A 24,932-nucleotide genomic window follows, 5' to 3' on the forward strand; every position below is an offset into this window, starting at 1 on the left:
TCGAATACGGAGCGCCCGGATGCGGACCGGCCGGGTGGCCGGCGGGGCCCGGAGCACCGGACGGGCCCCCGCCGGGCGGCGCCGACGGAGCGGCCGGGGTCGAGGGGGCCGACGAGGTGGGCGGGGTCCACGGCGTTGCCGAACCGGACGTGGTCGGTGGCGCCCAGGGAGCAGTCGGCGGCAGCGGCGCCGACGCCGGCCAGGGGCTGGCGCCGGGGGTGGGCTGGCCGGTCGGCGGCACGGGCGGTGGCGCGTACCCGACGGAGGCGGTCTCCGGCGGCAGGCTCGCCGGCTCGTCCCACCGCGCCGACGCCGGACTCCGGTCGCCCGGCCCGCCCTCCCCGCCCGGCGCGGAGCCCTCCCCGGAGCGTCCCGGGTCACCCTCCGCCGGCGGCACCGGTTCGGTCACGCGCTCCTCCTCCTGGCCAGCCACGCCCACCGTCACGCGACGGACACCGGCCAGGCTACCGCCGGCACGCCCCCCGTCCGGGCCCGGCGGCGGGATCCGCCGCCGTCAGTCGATGTTCGGGGCGTAGTCCTGCCCGAAGGGCGCGTCCGCCCACCGGACCACCCCGATGACCAGCGCCCCGACCAGGGCCACCGCGCCGAGCACCAGACCGACCCAGGCCAGCCGCTCGCCGCGACGCAACCACGCGCTCCCGGTCAGGAAGCCGCCGGAGGCCCACGCCTCGCGCCGCGCCTGCCGGGACAGTTGCAGGGCGATCGTCGCCGGCACGATCCCGCCCACGAACAGCCCGGTCAACGCCGCGATCAGCCCGAGCGCGAAGACGGCCCGGGCCTTCGTGGCGCGAGCCGGGTCCGGATCCAACGGGTGGCGGGTGCCCGCGTACCCGACGGGCGCCTGTCCGGGTGCGGTGGTCATGGCCCCATCATGCCCGTTGCCGGCCGGCCCGGGCACGACGAAGCCCCCGGCGGGAGGCCGGGGGCTTCGTCGTGTCACTGCTTAGCGGTACGACCCGAAGTCGAAGTCGTCCAGCGGGACCGCCTGGCCGCTGGCCGGCCCGAAGCCGTAGTCGGTCTCCGGGTAGCCGGTCATCGAGTAGACCTTGGCCTTCGCCTCCTCGGTCGGCTCGACCCGGACGTTGCGGTACTTGCTGATGCCGGTACCGGCCGGGATGAGCTTACCGATGATCACGTTCTCCTTGAGGCCGATCAGCGAGTCGCTGCGGGCGTGGATCGCCGCGTCGGTCAGCACCCGGGTGGTCTCCTGGAAGGAGGCCGCGGAGAGCCAGGAGTCGGTGGCCAGCGAGGCCTTGGTGATACCCATCAGCACGGGGCGACCGGCGGCGGGCTCGCCGCCCTCGCCGACGAGCCGGCGGTTCTCCGACTCGAACAGCGCCCGGTCGACCAGCACGCCCGGCAGGAACTCGGTCGAGCCGGAGTCGATGACCGTCACCCGCTTGAGCATCTGGCGGATGATGATCTCGATGTGCTTGTCGTGGATGAGCACACCCTGCGAGCGGTAGACCTCCTGGACCTCCTGGGTCAGGTGGACCTGGACCGCGCGCGGGCCGAGGATGCGCAGCAGCTCGTGCGGGTCGATGGTGCCCTCGGTGAGCTTCTCGCCGACGTCGACGTGATCGCCGTCGTGGGTCCGCAGCCGGACCCGCTTGGAGATCTTGTCGTAGACGATCTCGTCGCTGCCGTCGTCCGGCACCACGATGATCTTCCGCGACCGCTCGCCGTCCTCGATCCGCACCCGACCCGGAGTGTCGGCGATGGGTGCCTTGCCCTTCGGGATCCGGGCCTCGAAGATCTCCTGGACCCGGGGCAGACCCTGGGTGATGTCCTCACCCGCGACACCACCGGTGTGGAAGGTACGCATCGTCAGCTGCGTACCGGGCTCACCGATGGACTGCGCGGCGATGATGCCGACCGCCTCGCCGACGTCCACCGTCTTGCCGGTCGGCAGCGAGCGGCCGTAGCAGGCGCCACAGACGCCCAGCTTCGACTCGCAGGTCAGCACGCTGCGCACCCGGATCGTCTCGACCCCGGCCGCGACGATCTTGTCGACCACGATCGAGTTGACGTCGGTGCCCCGCTCGGCGACGACGGTGCCGTCCGGCCCCTTGATGTCGTCGGCCAGGGTACGGGCGTGCACGCTGGTCTCGGCGTGCTCGTGCACCACCAGGGTGCCGCCCTCCAGGCGCTCGCCGATCTGCATCGGGATCGCCCGGTCGGTGCCGCAGTTCTCCTCGCGGATGATGACGTCCTGCGAGACGTCCACCAGACGCCGGGTCAGGTAACCCGAGTCGGCGGTACGCAGGGCGGTGTCCGCGAGACCCTTACGGGCACCGTGCGTGGAGATGAAGTACTCCAGCACGGACAGACCCTCCCGGTACGAGGCCTTGATCGGCCGCGGGATGATCTCGCCCTTCGGGTTGGCCACCAGACCACGGATCGCCGCGATCTGCCGGAGCTGGAGCAGGTTACCGCGGGCACCCGAGTTGATCATCTTCCACAGCGGGTTCTCCTGCGGCAGCGCGATGTCCATCTCCTTGGCGACCTCGTTGGTCGCCTTGGTCCAGATCTCGATGAGCTCGCCGCGACGCTCCTCGGCGGTCATCAGACCACGCTGGTACTGCTTGTCGATCCGGTCGGCTTCCTTCTCGTACCGCTCCAGGATCTCCCGCTTGCGCGGCGGAGCGATGACGTCCTCCATGCCGATGGTGACGCCGGACCAGGTGGCCCAGTGGAAGCCGGCCTCCTTGAGCCCGTCCAGGGTGGCGGCCAGGGCCACCTTCGGGAAGCGCTCGGCGAGGTCGTTCACGATCGCGGAGAGCTGGCCCTTGCGGATCTCGTAGTTCACGAAGCGGTAGCCCGGGGGCAGCGTCTCGTTGAACAGGACCCGGCCGAGCGTGGTCTCCACGGTCACCGGCTCGCCCTCGACCCAGCCCTCCGGCGCGACCCACGGCTCGGCGTCGCGGCCGTTGTCGACCCCGGCGACGTCCCGCAGGCGGATCTTGACCGGGGTCTGGAGGTGCAGCTCGCCGTTGTCGTACGCCATCCGGGCCTCGGCGTCCGAGCTGAACGCCCGGCCCTCACCCTTGCCCCCCGGCGTCTCGTGGGTCAGGTGGTACAGACCGATGACCATGTCCTGGGTGGGCATGGTGACCGGCTTGCCGTCGGCCGGCTTGAGGATGTTGTTCGACGACAGCATCAGGATCCGCGCCTCGGCCTGGGCCTCGGCGGACAGCGGCACGTGGACCGCCATCTGGTCACCGTCGAAGTCGGCGTTGAACGCGGTGCAGACCAGCGGGTGGATCTGGATCGCCTTGCCCTCGACCAGCTGCGGCTCGAAGGCCTGGATGCCCAGCCGGTGCAGGGTCGGCGCCCGGTTCAGCAGGACCGGGTGCTCGCCGATGACCTCTTCCAGCACGTCCCACACGACCGGCCGCTGCCGCTCGACCATCCGCTTGGCGGACTTGATGTTCTGCGCGTGGTTGAGGTCGACCAGCCGCTTCATCACGAACGGCTTGAACAGCTCCAGCGCCATCTGCTTGGGCAGGCCGCACTGGTGCAGCTTGAGCTTCGGGCCGACCACGATGACCGAACGGCCGGAGTAGTCGACGCGCTTGCCGAGCAGGTTCTGCCGGAACCGGCCCTGCTTGCCCTTCAGCATGTCGGACAGCGACTTCAGCGGACGGTTGCCCGGGCCGGTGACCGGCCGGCCGCGGCGGCCGTTGTCGAACAGCGCGTCGACGGCCTCCTGCAGCATCCGCTTCTCGTTGTTGACGATGATCTCGGGCGCGCCGAGGTCGATCAGCCGCTTGAGGCGGTTGTTCCGGTTGATCACCCGGCGGTACAGGTCGTTCAGGTCCGAGGTCGCGAAGCGGCCACCGTCGAGCTGCACCATCGGGCGCAGGTCCGGCGGGATGACCGGGACGCAGTCCAGCACCATGCCGAGCGGCGAGTTGCGGGTGTTCAGGAACGCCGCGACGACCTTCAGCCGCTTGAGCGCCCGGATCTTGCGCTGGCCCTTGCCGCTGCGGATGGTCTCGCGCAGGCTCTCCGCCTCGGCGTCGAGGTCCATGTTCTGCACCAGGGCCTTGATGGCCTCGGCACCCATCGAACCGGTGAAGTACTCACCGAACCGGTCGCGCAGCTCGCGGTAGAGCAGCTCGTCGGTGACCAGCTGCTTCGGCTCCAGCTTGCGGAAGGTGTCCAGCACCTCGTCCAGGCGGTCGATCTCGCGCTGGGCCCGGTCGCGGATCTGGCGCATCTCGCGCTCTCCGCCCTCCTTGACCTTGCGCCGGACGTCCGCCTTGGCACCCTCGGCCTCCAGCTCGGCCAGGTCGGCCTCGAGCTTGGCGGCCCGCTTCTCGATCTCCGAGTCGCGGCTGTTCTCGGACTGCCGCTTCTCGGCCAGGATCTCGTTCTCGATGGTCGAGAGGTCGCGGTGACGCGCCTCGGCGTCCACGCTCGTCACGACGTACGAGGCGAAGTAGATGATCTTTTCGAGGTCCTTCGGGGCGAGGTCCAGCAGGTAGCCCAGCCGGCTCGGCACGCCCTTGAAGTACCAGATGTGGGTCACCGGAGCGGCCAGCTCGATGTGACCCATCCGCTCCCGGCGGACCTTGGAGCGGGTCACCTCGACGCCGCAGCGCTCGCAGATGATGCCCTTGAAGCGGACCCGCTTGTACTTACCGCAGTAGCACTCCCAGTCCCGCTGCGGACCGAAGATCTTCTCGCAGAAGAGCCCGTCCTTCTCCGGCTTGAGGGTGCGGTAGTTGATCGTTTCGGGCTTCTTGACCTCGCCGTGGGACCACTGACGGATGTCGTCGGCGGTGGCGAGGCCGATGCGCAGCTCGTCGAAGAAGTTGACGTCGAGCACTATGTCCCCTATGTCGTCGTCTGTACTGCTAGCTAGTGGGTGCGGTCGGGAGCCGGTGAGCCGGCTCCCGACCGATCACCTCAGACCTCTTCGACCGAGCTCGGCTCGCGCCGGGACAGGTCGATGCCCAGCTCCTCCGCGGCCCGGAACACCTCGTCGTCGGTCTCGCGCATCTCCAGGGCCACGCCGTCGCTGGAGAGCACCTCGACGTTGAGGCACAGCGACTGCAGCTCCTTGAGCAGCACCTTGAACGACTCCGGAATGCCCGGCTCGGGGATGTTCTCGCCCTTGACGATCGCCTCGTAGACCTTCACCCGGCCCAGGACGTCGTCGGACTTGATCGTCAGCAGCTCCTGCAGGGCGTAGGCGGCGCCGTACGCCTGCATCGCCCAGCACTCCATCTCACCGAAGCGCTGGCCACCGAACTGCGCCTTACCACCCAGCGGCTGCTGCGTGATCATCGAGTACGGGCCGGTCGACCGGGCGTGGATCTTGTCGTCGACCAGGTGGTTGAGCTTGAGGATGTAGACGTAGCCGACCGCGATCGGGTCCGGCAGCGGCTCGCCGGAGCGACCGTCGAACAGCTGCGCCTTGCCGCTGCGCCCGATCAGCTGCTTGCCGTCCCGGTTGGGCAGGGTCGACTCGAGCAGACCGGAGATCTCCTCCTCGCGGGCACCGTCGAAGACCGGGGTGGCCACGTTGGTGTCCGGCTCGGACTCGTTCGCGTTGATCGAGCGGAGCTGGCGCTTCCACTCCTCGTCCTCGCCGTCCACGCTCCAGCCGGTCTTGGCCACCCACCCGAGGTGGGTCTCCAGGACCTGGCCGATGTTCATCCGGGACGGCACGCCGAGCGGGTTCAGCACGATGTCGACCGGGGTGCCGTCCTCCAGGAACGGCATGTCCTCGACCGGCAAGATCTTGGAGATGACGCCCTTGTTGCCGTGCCGGCCCGCGAGCTTGTCACCGTCCTGGATCTTGCGCTTCTGGGCCACGTAGACCCGGACCAGCTCGTTCACGCCGGGGGGCAGCTCGTCGCCGTCCTCCCGGGAGAAGGTACGCACGCCGATGACCGTGCCGGTCTCACCGTGCGGCACCTTCAGCGAGGTGTCCCGGACCTCGCGCGCCTTCTCGCCGAAGATCGCGCGGAGCAGCCGCTCCTCCGGGGTCAGCTCGGTCTCACCCTTCGGGGTGACCTTGCCGACCAGGATGTCGCCGGGGACGACCTCGGCGCCGATCCGGATGATGCCGCGCTCGTCGAGGTCGGCGAGCATCTCCTCGCTGACGTTCGGGATGTCGCGGGTGATCTCCTCCGGGCCGAGCTTGGTGTCCCGGGCGTCGACCTCGTGCTCCTCGATGTGGATCGAGGTGAGCACGTCCTGCTGCACGAGGCGCTGCGACAGGATGATCGCGTCCTCGTAGTTGTGGCCCTCCCAGCACATGAACGCCACCAGCAGGTTGCGCCCGAGCGCCATCTCGCCCTCGTCGGTGCACGGACCGTCGGCGATGACCTGGCCGGCCTCGACGCGGTCGCCCTCGAAGACGACCGGCTTCTGGTTGACGCAGGAGCCGGCGTTGGAGCGGCGGAACTTGTGCAGCAGGTACGTCCGGCGGTGGCCGTCGTCCTGGTGGACCGTGATGTAGTCCGCGCAGAGGTCCTCGACCACACCGCCGACCTCGGCGACGACCACGTCACCGGCGTCCACGGCGGCCCGGTATTCCATGCCGGTGCCGACGAGCGGGGACTCCGCCTTGACCAGCGGCACCGCCTGGCGCTGCATGTTCGCGCCCATGAGTGCCCGGTTGGCGTCGTCGTGCTCCAGGAACGGGATCATCGCGGTCGCGACCGAGGTCATCTGCCGCGGCGACACGTCCATGTAGTCGACGGCCGCCGGCGCCACGTCCTCGGTCTCGCCGCCCTTACGGCGGACCAGGACGCGGTCCTCGGCGAACGTGCCGTCCGCCTTCAGCGGGGCGTTGGCCTGCGCCTTGACGAACCGGTCCTCCTCGTCCGCGGTCAGGTAGTCGATCTGGTCGGTGACCCGACCGTCGATGACCTTCCGGTACGGCGTCTCGATGAAGCCGAACGGGTTGACCCGGGCGAAGGTGGACAGCGCGCCGATCAGACCGATGTTCGGGCCTTCCGGCGTCTCGATCGGGCACATCCGGCCGTAGTGGGACGGGTGCACGTCGCGGACCTCGAAGCCGGCCCGCTCCCGGGACAGACCACCCGGGCCGAGCGCGCTCAGCCGGCGCCGGTGGGTCAGGCCCGCCAGCGGGTTGGTCTGGTCCATGAACTGGGACAGCTGCGAGGTGCCGAAGAACTCCTTGATCGCCGCCACCACGGGACGGATGTTGATCAGGGTCTGCGGCGTGATCGCCTCGACGTCCTGGGTGGTCATCCGCTCGCGGACGACCCGCTCCATCCGGGAGAGGCCGACCCGGACCTGGTTCTGGATCAGCTCGCCCACGGTGCGCAGGCGCCGGTTGCCGAAGTGGTCGATGTCGTCGGCCTCGTAGCCCTCCTCACCGGCGTGCAGCCGGCAGAGGTATTCCACGGTGGCGACGATGTCGTCCTCGGTCAGCGTGCCGGTGGTGATCGGCACACCCACTTCGAGCTTCTTGTTGAACTTGTAACGACCGACCTTGGCGACGTCGTACCGCTTCGGATTGAAGAAGAGGTTGTCGAGCAGGGTCTGGGCGTTCTCGCGGGTCGGCGGCTCGCCAGGGCGGAGCTTGCGGTAGATGTCGAGCAGCGCCTCGTCCTGGCCGGCGATGTGGTCCTTCTCGAGCGTGGTCATCATCAGCTCGGACCAGCCGAACTTCTCACGGATCTGCTCGGCCGACCATCCGATGGCCTTGAGCAGGACCGTGACGGCCTGCCGGCGCTTGCGGTCGATGCGGACGCCGACCGTGTCGCGCTTGTCGATGTCGAACTCCAGCCAGGCACCCCGGCTCGGGATGACCTTGACGCTGGAGAGGTCGCGGTCGGAGGTCTTGTCCGGCTGCTTGTCGAAGTACACGCCCGGCGAGCGGACGAGCTGGCTGACCACGACGCGCTCGGTGCCGTTGATGATGAAGGTGCCCTTCGGCGTCATCATCGGGAAGTCACCCATGAACACCGTCTGGCTCTTGATCTCGCCGGTGGTGTTGTTGGTGAACTCCGCGGTCACGAACAGCGGGGCGCAGTAGGTCAGATCCTTCTCCTTGCACTCCTCGATCGAGGCCTTGACCTCGTCGAAGCGCGGAGCCGAGAAGGACAGCGACATGGTGCCGGAGAAGTCCTCAATGGGACTGATCTCGTCGAGGATCTCCGCGAGACCCGATCGTGCGTGCGGGTCGTCCGCCGACCGGCCCTGCCAAGCCTCGTTGCCGACGAGCCAGTCGAAGGACTCGTTCTGAATGGCGAGGAGGTTGGGGACCTCGAGATGTTCGGTGATCCGACCGAATGAAACTCGGCGGGGAGCGAAAGCACTCGACGTACGACTGGTCTTCGCAGGGCGGGAAGCTGCCAAGATGCGTCCTTCCGAGGACCGGTGCTGCAGAACGGCTGGTACGCGTGCACTCCAATGACCCCACCAGAATTATCCGTAAACGGACATTTCCGAGCAGGGGTCAAGTCGGAAGGCAGCGCAAACTAGCAGTGTAGCCGAGAGGCTAACCGCTGTCCAGCCCACCCCGCAGGCCGTTGCGGAACTTGCCTCGGGAGCCCCTTTGAACGGGGTCTCCCGGGCCGCTCGGAACGCAACGTTCCCGTGGGGCCGCTCGGGTGCCGGTGGCGCTGTGGTGCCGCCGCTGCCATTACCCAAGTGGTGGCCGTCGCAAGCGCGGAAGGTCTTGCTGATGCCAGCGTGCCTGGCAGCGTGGTGCCGCGTCAAGGGCCGGTCCCGGTCGGTCGGGCTCTTTCCCTCCGGCGGGCTACCGCCGGGCGCCGCCGGACGCCCCCGATCCGGGCGTCACCGGCCCTGCTCACGCCGTCGCGGGGCGTACACCGACAACCACAGCGGGCGGTGATCCCCATCGGAGGATCACCGCCCACCAGGACGTGGTGTGCCCCGGCTCACGCGAGCCGGACACGCGCGTCGGGTCTAGCTCAAGGTCACTTGAGGGTGACCTTGGCGCCCTCGCCCTCGAGCTTGGCCTTGGCCTTCTCGGCGGTCTCCTTGTTGGCCTTCTCCAGGACCGGCTTCGGCGCCGCCTCGACCAGGTCCTTGGCCTCCTTCAGGCCCAGGCCGGTCAGCTCACGCACGACCTTGATGACCTGGATCTTCTTGCCGCCGTCAGCCTCGAGGATGACGTCGAACTCGTCCTTCTCCTCCTCGACCGGGGCGGCCGGGGCACCCGGGCCCGCCGGGCCGGCGACGGCGACGGGAGCGGCCGCGGTGACCTCGAAGGTCTCCTCGAACTGCTTCACGAACTCGGAGAGCTCGATCAGCGTCATCTCCTTGAACGCGTCGAGCAGCTCGCCAGTGCTGAGCTTCGCCATGTCTGGCGTCCTTTCCTGATTCTCTTAGATAAGAACTGGTGCGCCGCCGACGGCCTCAGGCCGCCTCGGCGCCCTCCTTCTCGCGCTTGTCCTGCAGGGCGGCCGCCAGGCGGGCGGTCTTGGAGAGCGGAGCCTGGAACAGGGCCGCGGCCTTGCTCAGGTTGCCCTTCATCGCGCCGGCCAGCTTGGCCAGCAGCACCTCACGGGACTCCAGGTCGGCGAGCTTCGTGACCTCGGCCGCGGAAATGGCCTTGCCCTCGAAGACACCGCCCTTGATGACGAGCTTCGGGTTGGCCTTCGCGAAGTCGCGAAGCCCCTTCGCCGCCTCGACGACGTCGCCCGAAACGAAAGTCAGCGCGGTAGGACCGGTGAACAGCTCGTCGAGGCCGGAGATACCCGCGTCGCTCGCGGCACGCTTCGCCAGCGTGTTCTTCGCGACCGTGTAGCTGGTCTCCTTGCCGAGCGAGCGCCGCAGCTGGGTGAGCTGGGAAACCGTCAGACCGCGGTACTCGGTCAGCACCGTGGCACCGGCGTTACGGAAGCTCTCGGTCAGCTCAGCGACGGCCGTGGCCTTGTCGGACCGGATCGGCTTGTCCGCCATGTCCCTCCTCTCTCGTTGCTCGAGGCTGGTCGCCGTCGACGAGCGGTGCTCGCGACGGCGGCGGAGGCGACACGACAACGAAAAAGCCCCGGCGCAGGGCGCACGGGGCGAGGGCCGACCGGTAGCCGTCGCAGTCAACGGACCACGAGGAACACCGCCGAGTTTCGCTTGCCGCCCTGCGCGGGTCGCCCGTTGTCGCGGGACCTTCGACCGTGCCGAGGCACGGTGACCAGCGGTCTCTGGGTGGAACTTCGAGGTGAAGCGTACGCGACACCCGCCGGATCGGCCAAATCCGGGCGGCGGTGCTCCGCGTCACTGCCCGGCGCGCGGTCAGGCCCGGAACCGGCGGCGCCAGGCGTACCCCGCCACCACCAGGGCGGCCCAGACCAGCGCCCAGGCGGTCAGCCCCAGGCCGGGACCGACGGCCACCGGCCCGGCCAGCGCGCGGGCGGTCGGCAGCAGCGGCGGGGCCAGCCACGGCACGACCGACCCGCTCAGGCCGAGGACCAGGCCGCCGACCGCACCCAGCGAGAGCACCGCGACGCCGTACCCGGCGCCGCCGACGCAGGCCCGGCTGGCCAAGGCCCCGAGCGCCACCGCCGGAGGCACGGCGAGCAGGTGCGCCCAGCCGCCGAGCAGCAGGCCGGCCAGCACCGTGCGGTCACCCGGATGCACCGGCCCGGTCACGCCGCCGACCAGCCACGGGAAGACCAGCGCCACCGCCATCGTGCCGAGCGCCGCCACCACCGCCGCGAGCAGTCCGGCGGCCCGTTCCCGGCCCGCGCCGACCAGCACCCCGGCCAGCCGGCGCTGCACGTCGGGCTCCACATCCAGCAGGATCTTGGTCTGCCAGGCCAGCACCGGGAAGAGCACCACCGCGGAGACGCCGTACGCCTCCGCCGGCTCGGCCCGGCCGCCGCCGTAGAGGACGCCGAGGGCCAGCAGGCCGGCCAGCACCGGCGCGAGCGCCCGGCCGGTACGCAGGAAGCCGGCCAGCCGCTGCCGGACCAGGGCGGTCATCCCGCCTCCCCCGCGACGGTCCGCACCCCGGCCTCGGCACCGCGCGGGCCGACGGCAGGCGGGCCGACGGCAGGCGGGCCGGCGTCGAACGGGCCGGCCGCAGGCGGGCCGGCGGCGTCGGCGCGTACCCGGAGGATCCGGTGGCCCTCGGCGCGCAACCGGGCGACGGTGCCGGTGACCCGGTCGGCCGGCACCAGCAGCTCGACCACCGACATGGCCGGGCCGGCGGCCGGGGTGGTCTCGGTCACCGTCCCGTCGGCGACCGTCCAGAGCCGGGCGCCGGGCAGCCTGACCGTCTCGCCCCGATGGTCGCTGACCAGCACCGAGCCGCCCCGGCCGAGCACCTCCTCGACCAGCTCGGGCACCAGCTCGCGGGCGGCCGCGTCCAGCCCCTCCCAGGGCTCGTCGAGCACCAGCAGGCCCGGCGGGCGGAGCATGGCCTGGGCCAGCCCGACCTTCTGCGCGGTGCCCTTGGACAGCTGGGCCAAACGGACCGGGCCGAACCGGGCCAGGCCCAGCCGGTCGGTCCAGTGGGCCACCGCCCGGTCGGCGGCGTCGGCGGCGAGCCCGGCGACCCGGGCCATCGAGGTGAGGTAGGCCGCGACGGTGAACGGCTGATCGGCCGGAAAGCGCTCCGGCACCCAGCCCACCGCGCCGGGCCGGTCGACCACCCGGCCCCGCGCGGGGCGCAGCACCCCGGCGGCGAGCTGGAGCAACGTGGACTTGCCGGCCCCGTTGCGGCCCAGCACGACGGCCGCCTCACCCGGGGCGAGTGCGACCTCGACCTCGCGCAGCACCCATGGGCCGCGTCGCCGGTACCGCGCCCAGACGCCCTCCAGCCGCATGGGGGCCAGCTTGCCACAACCACCGCACGCGAAGGGGCCCCGCCACGGCGTGACGGGGCCCCTTACGGACGCTGCGGTGCTCAGGCCTCGGCCGGAGCCTCCTGCAGGTTCTTGACCACCTTCGGGTCGACCGGAACGCCCGGGCCCATGGTGGTGGTCAGGGTGACCTTCTTCAGGTACGTGCCCTTGGCCGCCGACGGCTTGGCACGGAGCACCTCGTCGAGCACGGCGGCGTAGTTGTCGACCAGCTGGGACTCGGAGAACGAGGCCTTGCCGATGATCAGGTGCAGGTTGGAGTGCTTGTCCACCCGGAAGGTGATCTTGCCGCCCTTGATGTCCGCGACCGCCTTGGTGACGTCCATGGTCACCGTGCCGGTCTTCGGGTTCGGCATCAGGCCGCGCGGGCCCAGGATCCGCGCGATCCGGCCGATCTTGGCCATCTGGTCCGGCGTGGCGATCGCCGCGTCGAAGTCCAGCCAACCACCCTGGATCCGGGCGACCAGCTCGTCGGTGCCCACCTCGTCGGCACCGGCGGCGGCGGCCTCCTCGGCCTTCGCGCCGGCGGCGAAGACGATCACGCGGGCGGTCTTACCGGTGCCGTGCGGCAGGTTGACCGTGCCGCGGACCATCTGGTCCGCCTTGCGGGGGTCGACGCCGAGGCGCATCGCGACCTCGACCGTGGCGTCGAACTTGACGTTGGTGGTGTCCTTGGCCAGCTTGACGGCCTCGGCGGGGCTGTAGAGCTTGGACCGGTCGATGACGTCGGCTGCCTTGCGGTAGCTCTTGCTGCGCTGCATTTCTCAACTACTCCTGTGGTTGCTGGCGGGCCGCGGTCACCGCGCGCCCTCCCACGAACTGATCGGGAACGTACGGACCGACGTCAGTCGCCGACGACGATGCCCATCGACCGGGCGGTGCCGGCGATGATCTTCGCAGCCTGGTCGACGTCGTTGGCGTTGAGGTCGACCATCTTCTTCTCGGCGATCTCCCGCACCTGGGCCTGCGACACGGTGCCCACCTTGTTCGACTGGGGCACGCCGGAGCCCTTGTCGACGCCGGCGGCCTTCAGCAGCAGCCGGGCGGCCGGCGGCGTCTTCAGGACGAAGGTGAAGGACCGGTCCTCGTACACGCTGATCTCGGCGGGGACGATGTCGCCCCGCTGCGACTCGGTCTGCGCGTTGTACGACTTGCAGAACTCCATGATGTTGACGCCGTGCTGACCGAGCGCCGGACCGACCGGCGGAGCCGGGGTGGCCTGGCCCGCCTTCAGCTGAAGCGTGAACGTCTTGACGAGCTTCTTCTTCGGAGGCATGTCTCTTCCTGGGGCTTGGAACCGGGTGAATCACCGGCCGCGGGCGCGCACGGTCAGCGCGGTGCGACACGGCGACGTTCTAGGGTAGCGCAACGCTCCACCACCCCAGCCGCCGAGGCCCGGCGAGCGCGGGGGCGGAACCAGGTACGCCGGCGACGGGCTGGCCCACCGCCGGCGACCGGTACGTCAGATCTTGGTGACCTGGTTGAAGTTCAGCTCGACCGGGGTCTCCCGGCCGAAGATCGACACCAGCACCTTCAGCTTCTGCTGGTCGGCGTTGATCTCGCTGATCGTCGCGGGCAGCGAGGCGAACGCGCCGTCGGTGACGGTGACGGAGTCGCCGACCTCGAAGTCGAGGACCTTGACCTCGGGCTTCGCCTTCTTCTGCTCGGTCTCGACCGCCGGAGCCAGCCACTTCAGCACCTCGTCGAGGCTCAGCGGCGCCGGGCGGTCGGCCCGGTCGGTCGCCCCGACGAACCCGGTCACGCCCGGGGTGTTCCGCACGCAGGAGTAGGACTCCGCGGTCAGCTCCATCCGGACCAGGATGTAACCGGGGAAGACCTTGGCCTGCACCTGGGAGCGCTTGCCGTTCTTGACCTCGACCTCTTCCCGGGTCGGCACCTCGACCTGGTAGATGAACTCCTCCATGTCCAGGGAGGTGATCCGGGTCTCGAGGTTGGTCTTCACCTTGTTCTCGTAGCCGGCGTACGAGTGCACCACGTACCAGTCGCCGGGCGCGTAGCGCAGCTTCTGGCGCAGCTCGGCGACCGGGTCGAACTCCTCGTCCACCGGCTCGGTGGCCGGGAACTCGGTTTCGCTGGCGGCCTCGACCGACTCGTCACCAGCCGCCGTCGCCACCGTGGACTGCTCGTCCGGGGTCTCGGCGGTCTCGTCGTACTCAGGCACGCTCGCTCACTTCCGTCACTATCGGCACAGTCGGCCGGTCAGCTGGGGTTGCCGAAGACCCACAGCACGCCCTTCGCGAACGCGAAGTCGAGGAGGCCCACGATCGTCAGCACCACCGCGACGAACGTGACCACCACGGCGGTGTAGGTCAACAGCTCCTTGCGGGTCGGCCAGATGACCTTACGCAGTTCGGCCACGACCTCGCGGAAGAACCGCGCGATGCGGGCGAAGAGCCCGATCCGCTCGCCGTCCTTGCGGGTCTTGCGCTCGGCCGACTCCGCCTTGGTGCGCTCCCGGGTTGCCGTACCACCCCGCGAGACCGGCTCGTCAACGGCGGCCTCGTCGTCGGCCACGTCGTCGACGACCTCGTCGCGCTCGTCGCCGGCGTCCTCGCCGCGCCGCTTGTTGTCGGCCACTTCGCCCTCCGTAGCGGGATCTCGGGTCGCACGCCGGTGCGGCGTACGCGGCGTTGGTCACGCCGGCCGGACCAACCGTCCCGCGACGGGCCGCGGCCGGCGGATCGACCGGAGGGAACCCGAACGCCTCGGATACCACCCCGCCGATGCCACCACCACGGGCCGAGCGCCGCCAGGACGGCGGCGCGACCCACGGGAACGGTCAGGCCTGAGGCGCAGGGGTGACAGGACTTGAACCTGCAGCCTGCGGTTTTGGAGACCGCTGCTCTGCCAATTGAGCTACACCCCTGTGCGGCAACTTTCCCCCCACCCGGCCACGATCGACCGCGCAGGGGTCACTTGCCCCACGGCGGACCAGTGTACGGGTAGTCGTGCGACTTTCCCAACCGGTCCACCCCTCGCGCGTCGCGACGCCCGTCAGCGGGCCGCCCGGACCGTCGCCCGAGCCTGCGACAGGACCTTCTCCCCCTGGCAGGTCGCGGTGACGTCGAACCTGGTCAGGCCCTCCTCGGTGACCTCGCGGACCACTGCGGAGACCGCGATCTCGGTGCCCTCGTCGGTGTCCGGGACGACCACCGGCCGGGCGAACCGCACGTTGTAGTCGACCACCGCGTCAGGGGCGCCGGCCCATCCGGTGACCGCGCGGCCCACCAGGGCCATGGTGAACATGCCGTGGGCGATGACGCCGGGCAGGCCGACCGCGACGGCCGTCCGGTCGCTCCAGTGGATGGGGTTGAAGTCGCCCGAGGCGCCCGCGTAGCGGACCAGGTCCGCACGGGTCACCCGGAACGTCTGGGTGGGCAGTTCCACTCTCACGCCTCCCCGCGTACGACGATCTTGGACCAGACGGTGACCACCGGCTCGCCGTCGGCCGTGGCGACCTCGGTGCGGGTGGTCAGGAAGCCGTGCCCGCCCCGGGTGGTGATCTCGTCGATGGTGCTCACGCAGACCAGCTCGTCCCCGGCCACCACCGGGCGGGTGTACGCGAAACGCTGGTCGCCGTGCACGACGCGGCGGTAGTCCACGCCGAGCGCCGGGTCCTCGACGATCTGGGCGGTCGCGGCCATGGTGAGCACCTGGGGGAAGGTCGGCGGGGCGACCACGTCCGGGTGCCCGAGCGCGCGGGCCGCGTCCGGGTCGTGGTACGCCGCGTCGGTGGCGCCGATCGCGGTGGCGAACTCGCGGATCTTTTCTCGGCCCACCTGATAGGGGGCGGTCGGCGGATAGCTCCGGCCGACGAAGGACGGGTCCAGGGACATGCCGCCGAACCTACACGCAAAAACGATCGCCGATCCGTGCGGGCGGTCGGCCCCGGAGGGCCGCCGGCCACGCGGATCGGCGATCGGATGCTGCTGGTGACCGGGCCGGCAGGGCCGGCCAAGGGTCAGCGGGTCTCGCGGTGGACCGTGTGCTTGCCGTCCCGGGGGCAGAACTTCTTCAGCTCGATGCGGTCCGGGTCGTTACGACGGTTCTTGCGCGTGATGTAGTTGCGCTCCTTGCACTCCACACACGCCAAAGTGATCTTCGGCCGGACATCGGTCGCCTTAGCCACGGCGGAGTGCCTTCCTCGCGAACGGGTAACAACTACGGCGCGTCAGCCTACGCGCTGACGTCGCAGACATGCAAAGTGGGCGCCTGTGGCGCCCGTCCCACCGACCACCGGGAGTAAGCCCGGAGGACGAGAGTAGCGGTGGCCGGACTTGAACCGGCGACACAGCGATTATGAGCCGCTTGCTCTGCCATCTGAGCTACACCGCCGTGGCGGGTCCAGCCGGACCCTCTGAGCCCCCTTACGGAATCGAACCGTAGACCTTCTCCTTACCATGGAGACGCTCTGCCGACTGAGCTAAGGGGGCCTGCTCGATCACCCCGTGGGGTGTCGCGCAGGAAGAACAGTACACGACCGGCCCGCGGCAGGTGAAATCGGATCCCCCCGCACCGCGTCCGGGCAGCTCAGGGCACCACGCGCAGCCGGGGAAGCTCGCCGGCGGCGACCGATTCCGGGTCCACCTGGGCGCGGAACCAGGCCTCCAGCCGCTCGTACGGCAGCGGGCGGCTGAACAGGAAACCCTGCCCGATCTCGCACCCGATGTCCTGGAGCAGCTCCAGCGTCAACTCGCTCTCCACCCCCTCGGCGACCACCGCCAGGCCGAACTGCTGGGAGAGCGTCACCACCGCGTTGACGATCGCCAGGTCCCCCGGGTCGGTCGCCATCCCCTGCACGAAGGACCGGTCGACCTTCACCTCGTGCACCGGCAGCCGGCGCAGGTAGGCCAGCGAGGAGGAGCCGGTGCCGAAGTCGTCCACGGAGAGGCGTACGCCCAGGTCGCGCAGCCGCCGCAGGGTCGGGATCGGTCGGTCGGTGCCGTCCAGCACCCCGGCCTCCCGGATCTCGAAGGTGAGCCGCTGGGGTGGCACCGCGTACTCGGTGAGCAGCTCGCGGACCCGGTCCGGGAAGTCCCGGTCGGTGAGCGTACGGGCGGAGAGGTTGACCGCGACGGACAGCGGCTGCTCGGCGGACTCCCACTCCCGACTGCGCCGCAGCCCCTCCCGGAGCACCACGTCGGTGAGCCGGCCGAGCTGCCCAGTGTGCTCGGCCACCGCGACGAAGTCCTCCGGCGCGACCACGCCGTGCGTCGGATGCTCCCACCGGGCCAGGCACTCGACGCCGACCAGCCGGCGGTCGCGCAGCGTCACCTTGGGCTGGAAGTAGACCTGCAACTTCCCCTCGTCCAGCGCCCGGCGCAGGTCGCCGGCGAGGCCGAGGCGGCGCAGCGACCGCGACTCCAGCGCCGGGTTGAACAGCTGGACGCTGCCGGGCACCGACTTGGCCGCGTTCGCGGCCAGGTCGACCCGTTGCAGCAGGGTCGCGGCATCGCTGCCGTGATCCGGGTGTACGACCACCCCGACCGCGGTGTCCACGTCGAGGGTGATCGCGTCGAAGGCCATCTCGCCGCGGATCTGGCCACGCAACTGCCCGGCGAGCTCCAGGGCCGCCTCCGCGCTCTCCAGCCGCAGGGTGACCAGGAACTCGTCGCCACCGGTACGGCCCACCAGCGCCGAGGAGGGCGCGCTGGCGCGTAGCCGCGCCGCCATCTCGGCGAGGACCTTGTCGCCGGCGGCGTGGCCCAGCGACTCGTTGACCTGCCGCAGCTCGTCCACGTCGAAGAGCAGGACCGCGACCACCTCGCCGGGGGCCCGGATCTTCACCGCCTCCGCCAGCGCGCCGGTGATCCGGCGCCGGTTGGGCAGCTTGGTGAGCCCGTCGTGGTACGCGTCGTGCCGCAACCGGTCGACCAGCCGGGAATTCTCCAGGGCCACCGCGGCGTGCGCCGCGACCGTCTCGAAGACCGGCAGGTCGGCCGGGGTGAAGCGACCGACGTCGCTGAGCCGGTTGACCACCTCCAGGGTGCCGATCACCACCGGCCCGGAGCGCAGCGGCACGATGATCAGATCCTTGACGTGCCCCCGGCCCAGCTCCCCGCGGAACTCCGGGGCGTCGCCGAACGCGCGGCCCACCGCGACCAGCCGCCCCCGCTCCCGCGCCTGTTCGCGCAGCTCGGCAGGGGTGACCGCGACGTCGAGCAGGCCCTTGTCGTCGAGCCGGGCGGTGAGCAGCACCTCGGGATGGCGGCCCTGGGCGGGTAGCCAGAGCGTCGCGTACTCCGCCTGCATCAGGGCGCGGATCCGGCCCAACAGGATGTCGGCCAGGTGCCCCTCGTCGCCGCCCTCCCCCATCACCCGGGTCAGCTCGTACATGTCGCCGAGGGTGCGGTGCTGACGGAGAAACTGGGCGTAGGAGCGGTAGAGCATGACCCCGGCGAGGGTCAACGCGAGCAGCAGTATCGCCGACCAGGGCGTGGTGGCGAGGGCGATGAGAATGACCAGCCCGATGGTCACGTTCACCACCGCGGTCAGGAGAACCTGCAGCGCCGTCCGGGCTGTCTCCCGACCGCCCTGCCAGCCCTGAAGCAGGGTGATCACCCCGACCACGGCGACGAGACCCATCACGGTGTGGGCGGCGACGGCGGCGGAGAGCACCCCCCAGGTCGCGGGGCCGACGCCGGAGATCGCCGACAGGGCGACCACCACAAACGCCGCGACCGAGACGTCGGCGGCGCTCTTGGCGACGTTGAACCAACGCTTCGGGGACGCGTACCGGCGGTGCACCTGGGTGATCAATGCGGCGGTGGTGGCCACCAGCACCACGAGCAAAGGCGACAACCGGTAGAGCGAGAGGACGAGCGGGATCTCGGTCAGGGTCACGACGACGGCCTGCCGTCGCACCACGAAGCTCAGCGTCGGAATGCCCGCGATCACCGTGACGGCGAGCAACAGCAGCGCGACGGGCCAGTCACCGAAGTTCGTGCGGGTGCCGAGAGCTAGGAAAATAGCGCTGACCAGCGCGAAGCCGGCCAGCGGACCAGTGATCAGCCAGGCGTGCTCGTTGGAGAGACGTTGCCTGGCCTTAGAAGCAACCATGACGACCCATCAGAGCTGGTGCCGTCCGGCACCGCTCACCGAGCGTGAACGAGGGATGCCTGGGTCGGCGTGGAGTTGATCGTGTCAGTTGCGGGGGCGCCCCACTCGACGCCGTTGGCTTGGAAGTCGCCCTCGCCGAGCACACCGGCGGCACCGAGGGCCAACACGGCGGCTGCGACGAGTGCGAGCGTCCTTCCGACCAGCCGGCCAAACTTGTGACCAGACATCTTGGTACTCCTGTCGACAGGGGTGAAGAGCGTGGAGATTCCACGATGGTGCCACAACCCGCAGGGGCAACAAAGTCCTCGCGGGCCCGGCTCCACCTCGGTACCAGCAAGTCCGACCGAACGTCCCGGGGGCTGGCTGGCTGGCCGGCGAGGTGATACCGCACCCGCCGCCCCGTCACACCCCGGTTCGCCTGGTGATCACACAGACCATAAGCACTATCGGCGGAATACCGACAACCTGCCGCAAAGACCCGCCTCGCCCGACCGGCACCGGCCGCTCGGCCAGTTCGCCACCAGGACGGCGAATTCCGACCGACCGTACCCGCCGATCTGTCCATTTGCGATGCTGTGTCGCCAACCGGACGGGCTTCGTCAGCGGTCCGGCGGTTGGCCGCCAGACCGGGAATCGGTGATCGCAGCCTCGATGCGGAACCCGACCCCCGCGGCCACCAGCAGGGCCGCGAGCACGTACGGCTCGGTCGCCCCGGAATCACTACCCAGGGTGAGGGCGGCCACCAGGAACCCGGCGAGCAGCGCCATGGCGCCGAGCAGGCGGACCGTGGCGGCACGCCTCGAAACGGAGTTCACCGGCGGACCGTACCCGGCTATCGGGCTTCGTCGCTGCCCGGCCCTCCGCAGTCCTGGTGTGCCGGGGAGGGCGCCTCGGGAGGACGGCCGGCGGCGTGCTGGGCGTCGGCGAGGGCCACCGCGAGCAGTACCAGCGCGGCCACGATCGAGGCGCTCATACTCGCCGGTACGACGCCGGCCGGGCGGGGGTTGATCGGCGTACGCCCGGAGGCAACCCGCCGACCGCTACCGTGGCCGGTTCCGAGTCGCCGGTGGCCTCGCGCATCCTGGCTCCCGACGAGCATCCGCACGTCGTCCGTCAGGGCAGCGGCGCGGCGGTCAACAGCGATTGGCGACGACAACGGCCCCCGATCAGCATCTCTGCTGGTCAGGGGCCGTTCTCGCACCTGGTGGCGGGTAGAGGATTCGAACCTCTGAAGCTTTCGCGACGGATTTACAGTTTAGGCCGTTATCAAGGTCATCGATGAAAGTCTGGCAGGTCAGGGGCGCTTTTCTCTCCCGCCGGCCGTCCCGGACTCCCCCGCGTGCCCGTTGCGTGCCCCTCCGGAATGATCTTTGGCCTTCCGTGCCCGGTCGAGGAAGGCGGCCACCTCGGCATCCCGGCCGTCGACTGCTCGGGCGTAGTGGCGAGTCGTGACGCTGGCGTTGGAGCGACTCAGCCGGCGGGCGGCGACCAGGACGCCATGAGAATCAGCCACCCAGCTTCCATGCGTTGCCCGAAGGTCGTGCGGGATCAGGTCGGTCAGGCCGGCCCGCTCGACCGCCCGGTCAAAGCGGTACTTCCAGCCGTTGTAGCTCTGCGGGCGTCCGGCGGTCCGCTGCTGCCGGCCGGGGAAGAGGAAGGCGTCCGGGTCCTCGGGCAGCTCGGCGAGGTGCTGGCGGAGCCGGTCGACCACGAAGGCTGGCAGGGCGAGTTCCCGGCGCTGGTGACTCTTCGGGGTGTCGATGACCGGGCCGCCGGGGAGCTGGGCGACCGACTCGGCAACGGTCATCCGGCCATCCGTCACGTCGACGTGCCGCCGCCGCAGGCACAGCGCTTCCCCGATGCGCAGCCCGCCGTAGGCGAGGACCAGGACCAGGAGGTCATCCGGCGGGGAGAGCTCGGCCACGAGCCGGTCAACGTGCTCGGCGGTGAGGATGGTCGGGTTCAGCTCAGGTAGGCGAGGCAGCTTGACGCCCCGGCACGGGGTCACCGGGATCAGCCCGTTGTCGACGGCCGAGGCCATGATCTGCGACAGCAGCCGGTACGCCTGCCGGACCTGCGACGGGCCGACACGGTTGGTCAGATCGGCTACCCAGCGGCCCACGGTCATCGGCAGGACAGCGGAGATCATCACGTTGCCGACACCGGGACCACCAGACCCACCGACGCCGCCCGTCAAATACACGAGCACCTTGACGCAGCTCACCGCGTGTGTCTAGCTAGTCCCACCACATGCTCGACAGATCGGTGCCAGCACATGCGCGACAGCCGGCCTTGGCTGCTCGGTCATCCCGGTTACAGTCGGTGATGCCCAGGCACCCGTGGCGGCGCACTCACATGCCGATGAGCGAGCACGTCGTTCCGCCCGCCCGCCGCGAAAATCCATTGCGAGTGGCCGGCACCTAATGTCTGGTTGATCGGCCACCAATCACGGGAGGGAACATGACGCCCATGTCGCTGCCCACCCCCACGCTGCACACCACTCGCCTTACACTGCGTCCCTTCGACGACGCGGATGCGAACGACCTCTTTGCGCTGCACAGCAACGCGTACGTGCTGCGCTACTGGGACTCGCCACCGTGGAACGAGCGCGGGCGCGCTGAGCGGTTCATCACGGCTTGCCGGCAGATGGCAGAGGGGGGCACCGGGGCGCGGCTGGCCGTGGATCGTGTCTCCGACGGGGCGTTCATCGGCTGGTGCAGCCTGAACCGGTGGAATCCGGACTACCGCAGCGCGTCGCTGGGCTACTGCTTCGACGATGCGGCGTGGGGCCACGGTTACGCGACGGAGGCGGCGCGCGCTTTGCTGCGGTGGGCATTCGACACGCTGGACCTGAATCGCGTCCAGGCTGAGGCCGATACACGCAACGTGGCATCTGCCCGCGTGTTGGAGAAGCTCGGGTTTGTGCGTGAAGGGACGTTGCGGGAAGACTGCGTCGTGAACGGCGAGGTCTCTGACTCGTGGGTCTACGGGCTGCTCAGGCGAGAGTGGCGGCCGTCGGCCGAGCCGGTGCCCGCCCGCTGAGCCCTCGCTCCCTCGCGCGACGCCGCCCGGCATCCGGGTGCTTCGCTTCGCTGCGTCGAGGGGCCGGCACCGGGCACTCTCATGCCGCGATGAGGACGTTCGTCGCGACGCTCCCGACGACTCTGGAAGGGCGTTCCTCCTGGCCCCGCCCGGCGGGTGAGCAACGGCACCCCCAGTGGGTCAATCCGGGTCAGCAAGAGTCGGGAAGGATGTCTGCATGGTGACTCTGTTGGACGGCGTACTGGCAGACCTCGGGTTGATGGATATCGCCGGGCCCCGGCTGGCCGGAGATCCACAGCCGGCGGTGCTGGCGTCACCGCTCGCAGTCGCCGAATGCGCAATCGGGTCCGTGGCCGCCTGTCTCACGGCTGCCGCTGATCTGGCTTCTGCGCGCACCGGTCGCCGGCCTGATATCGCACTCGACAGGGCGCATGTGGCGGCGGCGATGCGCAGCGAGGTTTGGCTTCGCGACGCAGACGGGCGGGGGATCGACGGCTTCGCTCCACTGTCCCGATTGTGGCGGGCTGCAGACGGTTGGGTGCGTACACATGCGAACTACCCGTGGCATCGGACGGCTCTGCTGGCGTCCCTCGGTGTGAACGACGGTTGTGACGCCGAGGTTCAGGCGCAGTTGGCTGACGCCATTGTCGCGCGGCCGGCGTTGGAGGTTGAGCGTGTTGTGTACGCCGCGGGAGGGTTGGCCGTGGCGGCTCGTACGCAGGCCCAGTGGCAAGCAGACGGTCAATCCAGCGCGATGGGGACGTCGCCGCTCGTGGGCATGGTGCCGCTCAGCCGTGGGTCGCTGCCGCTAGCCGAACCGGGCCAGCTTCCGGCGTCGGGGGTGAAGGTGCTTGATTTGACACGGGTCATCGCCGGCCCTGTTGGTACGCGGATGCTGGGCGCGCTCGGTGCCGACGTGCTACGAGTCGATGATCCGCATCGCCCGGAGTTGGCGCTGCATGCCGTCGATGGAGTGATCGGTAAGGCAAGCACAAGCCTGGATGCCAGCACGGAGAACGGCCGTCAAGCTCTGCATCGCCTACTCGACCAAGCCGACGTTCTCGTGACCGGCTACCGGCCCGGAGCGTTGCGCCGTCTCGGTCTGGACCCTGACCAAGTTGCGGACCAGCACCCCGGCACCATCGTCGTCACGCTTTCGGCTTGGGGAACAGCCGGAACCTGGGGGACACGGCGCGGTTTCGACAGCCTGGTGCAAATCGCCACCGGCATCGGCTGGGCCACAAGCACGGATGGCATCCAACCCGGCGCGCTGCCCTGCCAGCTGCTCGACCACGCCACCGGCTACCTCATCGCTGCTGGTGCACTGGCCGCACTGGGTCGACGCGCCCGCACCGGCGACGCCACCCATGTCTCTGTATCCCTCGCCAGGACGGCACGATGGCTGCTCGATCAAGGCATCATGCCAGCCAGGCAGAGCGCGGGCGGTGACCCGAAGCGTCATGCCGACACCTACCGAACAGCACTCGGAAACGGGTGGAGCGCGATCAGCCCACCAGGTCAACTCGACGGCCGCCCGCTGAGCTGGCCTCACCTACCACCCGCCTACGCTCAAGCGCCGCCCGATTGGAGCTGAACGCCCGCGGCAACCCTGTGAGGGGGCTCGAGCTACGCCGTAGGTCCGGCGACGACGATGAACAGTGAACCGGAAGTAACGGCGTCACACCATCCGCTATTGCCGCGATCCGAACGTCACGGTGCGTGACGGACGCGCGGCGACGATCGGCGCGCGGTCGTGCCGATGTCGGTGCGCTGGCTCGCCGCCAATTGGAGCTGCGTCATGTCATCATGTTCGCCGTGGCGGACCGGGTGATGTTCGTTCAGCTGAAGACGGGCTACGACACCGACAAAGGGCCGGCGTGGATCAGCTACGTGCGGTTCAGCAAGAGCTGGCAGACGGCTTACTGGCATGGCAAAACGCTCCGACGCGGGCGCGGCATGTTTGACGCCAACTTCTACGACGTCGATACCGAAGAGGAGTATTGGCTCTCCGGACCACACCGCGACCGCGCTGACACGCGCTACAGCGACATCCGGCCCGAGATCGATGACGACGTCCATCAGGCGTACGAAGCGTTCCTGCGCGGTGATCCTCTACCAGGACGGGAACACGGCTGATCCTTCTTCACGGCCCAGTGCTCGTGGTCATCGGGCCTGTGGCCCGCGCCAACCAAGATCAGGTGCACTGATCTGGCGATGAGGGCGCGCCCACCGTCACCGACCGTTAGCGGCTCCAGCCCCGTCTCAGTGTGCACGTTAAGCATCAGGTGAGACGCGAGTGCCAAGCATCAGCTGAGAGCCGACACGCAGCTCACCGCATGACATTGCCGAATTGCGCTCTATTAGATCAAGGCGGCCCGCAAGCGGGCCGCGCCGGCCCGGCCCCGGCCTGCTGGCGACCTCCGGCCGGCATCGGCCGGGCCGGCCGGCCACACTGAGGGACGGCACGATCAGAAGACCTCGGGGCTCTGCCCCGAACCCCGGCCCTCCTCAGAGATCGGCCACGGATCCCCTCATCGGGCACCACAAGGGCTACCAGCCTCCCCGGACGGGGCCAAGGTCGTTCGTCCGGTAGGGCGCTCCACCTTGTCCCCGTCCGGGGAGGCTGGACGGTCTACGACTGCCCGACGAGGAGATCCTCCCGCAGGCGCCTGTTACTTCCCCACCCAGTTCGACAGGAGCGCGGTGACCAAGGCCCCCAGGACTGCACCAACCCCTCCGGACAGGAGAGCGAGCCTGTAATCGTGCCGTTTCTTCGCCGATGCCTCTCTAACGGCCCGGCGACGATCTAGCACGAGCTCTGAATACGGCGCTTGGGAACGCCGAACGCGCTTCCACCATGGTCGGCGCGCACGCTCTAGTACGGCAGCCGCCGTTTGAGATGCCGCTGGTGGAGCGGGGTAGACGCGAGGCGGCCACCGCATGATCGTCTGTACGTTGTGGACATAACTT

20 protein-coding genes and 4 tRNA genes are annotated in these 24,932 nt (G+C 69.8%); 3 read left to right on the top strand and 21 right to left on the bottom strand.

The annotated features are described in order from the left end of the window. Positions 1–514 precede the first annotated feature (514 nt). The 21 genes from AB0H57_RS08255 to AB0H57_RS08355 all read right to left on the bottom strand — a co-directional run bounded on the left by AB0H57_RS08255 (position 515) and on the right by AB0H57_RS08355 (position 21,144). On the bottom strand, positions 515–883 hold the full coding sequence (locus AB0H57_RS08255) for a hypothetical protein (RefSeq protein ID WP_357503952.1): 369 nt from the start codon (positions 881–883) through the stop codon (positions 515–517). Positions 884–964: 81 nt separating this feature from the next. Beyond that, positions 965–4,855 carry a DNA-directed RNA polymerase subunit beta' gene (locus AB0H57_RS08260; RefSeq protein ID WP_357503954.1) on the bottom strand — a complete coding sequence of 1,297 codons (3,891 nt, stop codon included), beginning with the start codon at positions 4,853–4,855 and terminating at the stop codon, positions 965–967. 80 nt (positions 4,856–4,935) lie between these two features. Then, on the bottom strand, positions 4,936–8,367 hold the full coding sequence (locus AB0H57_RS08265) for a DNA-directed RNA polymerase subunit beta (RefSeq protein ID WP_357503956.1): 3,432 nt from the start codon (positions 8,365–8,367) through the stop codon (positions 4,936–4,938). A gap of 584 nt (positions 8,368–8,951) precedes the next feature. Beyond that, on the bottom strand, positions 8,952–9,338 hold the full coding sequence (rplL, locus tag AB0H57_RS08270) for a 50S ribosomal protein L7/L12 (protein ID WP_357503958.1): 387 nt from the start codon (positions 9,336–9,338) through the stop codon (positions 8,952–8,954). Positions 9,339–9,393: 55 nt separating this feature from the next. Continuing rightward, positions 9,394–9,939: a 50S ribosomal protein L10 gene (gene rplJ / locus AB0H57_RS08275; protein ID WP_357503960.1), complete on the bottom strand. Its 546-nt coding sequence runs from the start codon at positions 9,937–9,939 to the stop codon at positions 9,394–9,396. A gap of 330 nt (positions 9,940–10,269) precedes the next feature. Next, positions 10,270–10,959, bottom strand: coding sequence for a hypothetical protein (locus tag AB0H57_RS08280; protein ID WP_357503962.1), 690 nt, complete (start codon positions 10,957–10,959; stop codon positions 10,270–10,272). Beyond that, a complete protein-coding gene (locus tag AB0H57_RS08285; protein WP_357503964.1) occupies positions 10,956–11,804 on the bottom strand; it encodes an ATP-binding cassette domain-containing protein in 849 nt (282 codons plus the stop codon). The genes AB0H57_RS08280 and AB0H57_RS08285 overlap by 4 nt, the downstream gene beginning before the upstream one ends. Before the next feature lie 80 nt (positions 11,805–11,884). Further along, the gene (rplA, locus tag AB0H57_RS08290) at positions 11,885–12,601 is read right to left on the bottom strand and encodes a 50S ribosomal protein L1 (protein WP_357503966.1); all 717 of its coding nucleotides are present in this window, start codon (positions 12,599–12,601) and stop codon (positions 11,885–11,887) included. A gap of 83 nt (positions 12,602–12,684) precedes the next feature. Then, the gene (gene rplK / locus AB0H57_RS08295; RefSeq protein WP_357503968.1) at positions 12,685–13,116 is read right to left on the bottom strand and encodes a 50S ribosomal protein L11; all 432 of its coding nucleotides are present in this window, start codon (positions 13,114–13,116) and stop codon (positions 12,685–12,687) included. Positions 13,117–13,302: 186 nt separating this feature from the next. Further along, entirely contained in the window at positions 13,303–14,022 is a 720-nt protein-coding gene (gene nusG / locus AB0H57_RS08300; RefSeq protein ID WP_357503970.1) for a transcription termination/antitermination protein NusG, read from the bottom strand. Positions 14,023–14,060: 38 nt separating this feature from the next. Continuing rightward, positions 14,061–14,438 (bottom strand): preprotein translocase subunit SecE, encoded by a 378-nt coding sequence (gene secE / locus AB0H57_RS08305; RefSeq protein ID WP_357503972.1) that lies wholly within the window; start codon positions 14,436–14,438, stop codon positions 14,061–14,063. Positions 14,439–14,654: 216 nt separating this feature from the next. Then, positions 14,655–14,727 (bottom strand) — tRNA-Trp (locus AB0H57_RS08310). A gap of 128 nt (positions 14,728–14,855) precedes the next feature. Next, on the bottom strand, positions 14,856–15,248 hold the full coding sequence (locus AB0H57_RS08315) for a MaoC/PaaZ C-terminal domain-containing protein (RefSeq protein WP_357503974.1): 393 nt from the start codon (positions 15,246–15,248) through the stop codon (positions 14,856–14,858). Between the two features lie 2 nt (positions 15,249–15,250). Then, positions 15,251–15,697, bottom strand: coding sequence for a MaoC family dehydratase N-terminal domain-containing protein (locus AB0H57_RS08320; RefSeq protein ID WP_357503976.1), 447 nt, complete (start codon positions 15,695–15,697; stop codon positions 15,251–15,253). 125 nt (positions 15,698–15,822) lie between these two features. Next, a complete protein-coding gene (rpmG, locus tag AB0H57_RS08325) occupies positions 15,823–15,990 on the bottom strand; it encodes a 50S ribosomal protein L33 (RefSeq protein WP_013288652.1) in 168 nt (55 codons plus the stop codon). A gap of 133 nt (positions 15,991–16,123) precedes the next feature. Further along, positions 16,124–16,196 (bottom strand) — tRNA-Met (locus tag AB0H57_RS08330). Positions 16,197–16,221: 25 nt separating this feature from the next. After that, positions 16,222–16,294 (bottom strand) — tRNA-Thr (locus AB0H57_RS08335). A 97-nt stretch (positions 16,295–16,391) separates the two neighbouring features. Beyond that, positions 16,392–18,920: a bifunctional diguanylate cyclase/phosphodiesterase gene (locus AB0H57_RS08340; RefSeq protein ID WP_357503978.1), complete on the bottom strand. Its 2,529-nt coding sequence runs from the start codon at positions 18,918–18,920 to the stop codon at positions 16,392–16,394. Between the two features lie 599 nt (positions 18,921–19,519). Continuing rightward, entirely contained in the window at positions 19,520–19,735 is a 216-nt protein-coding gene (locus AB0H57_RS08345) for a hypothetical protein (RefSeq protein ID WP_357503980.1), read from the bottom strand. Positions 19,736–20,122: 387 nt separating this feature from the next. Next, positions 20,123–20,238: transfer RNA gene (locus AB0H57_RS08350), tRNA-OTHER, on the bottom strand. Next, positions 20,215–21,144 carry a site-specific integrase gene (locus tag AB0H57_RS08355; RefSeq protein ID WP_357503982.1) on the bottom strand — a complete coding sequence of 310 codons (930 nt, stop codon included), beginning with the start codon at positions 21,142–21,144 and terminating at the stop codon, positions 20,215–20,217. The genes AB0H57_RS08350 and AB0H57_RS08355 overlap by 24 nt, the downstream gene beginning before the upstream one ends. 245 nt (positions 21,145–21,389) lie before the next feature. Here AB0H57_RS08355 and AB0H57_RS08360 point away from each other — a divergent pair, with 245 nt between their 5' ends. From AB0H57_RS08360 to AB0H57_RS08370, 3 genes are all read left to right on the top strand, one after another. Continuing rightward, positions 21,390–21,962, top strand: a complete 573-nt coding sequence (locus tag AB0H57_RS08360; protein WP_357503984.1) for a GNAT family N-acetyltransferase — start codon at positions 21,390–21,392, stop codon at positions 21,960–21,962. A 217-nt stretch (positions 21,963–22,179) separates the two neighbouring features. Then, complete coding sequence (locus tag AB0H57_RS08365) at positions 22,180–23,556, top strand: CoA transferase (RefSeq protein ID WP_357503986.1); 1,377 nt, start codon at positions 22,180–22,182, stop codon at positions 23,554–23,556. Positions 23,557–23,681: 125 nt separating this feature from the next. Then, complete coding sequence (locus tag AB0H57_RS08370; protein ID WP_357503988.1) at positions 23,682–24,098, top strand: hypothetical protein; 417 nt, start codon at positions 23,682–23,684, stop codon at positions 24,096–24,098. Positions 24,099–24,932: the final 834 nt, after the last annotated feature.

This window comes from Micromonospora sp. NPDC050686, from assembly GCF_040654475.1.
Taxonomy (GTDB): Bacteria; Actinomycetota; Actinomycetes; order Mycobacteriales; family Micromonosporaceae; genus Micromonospora.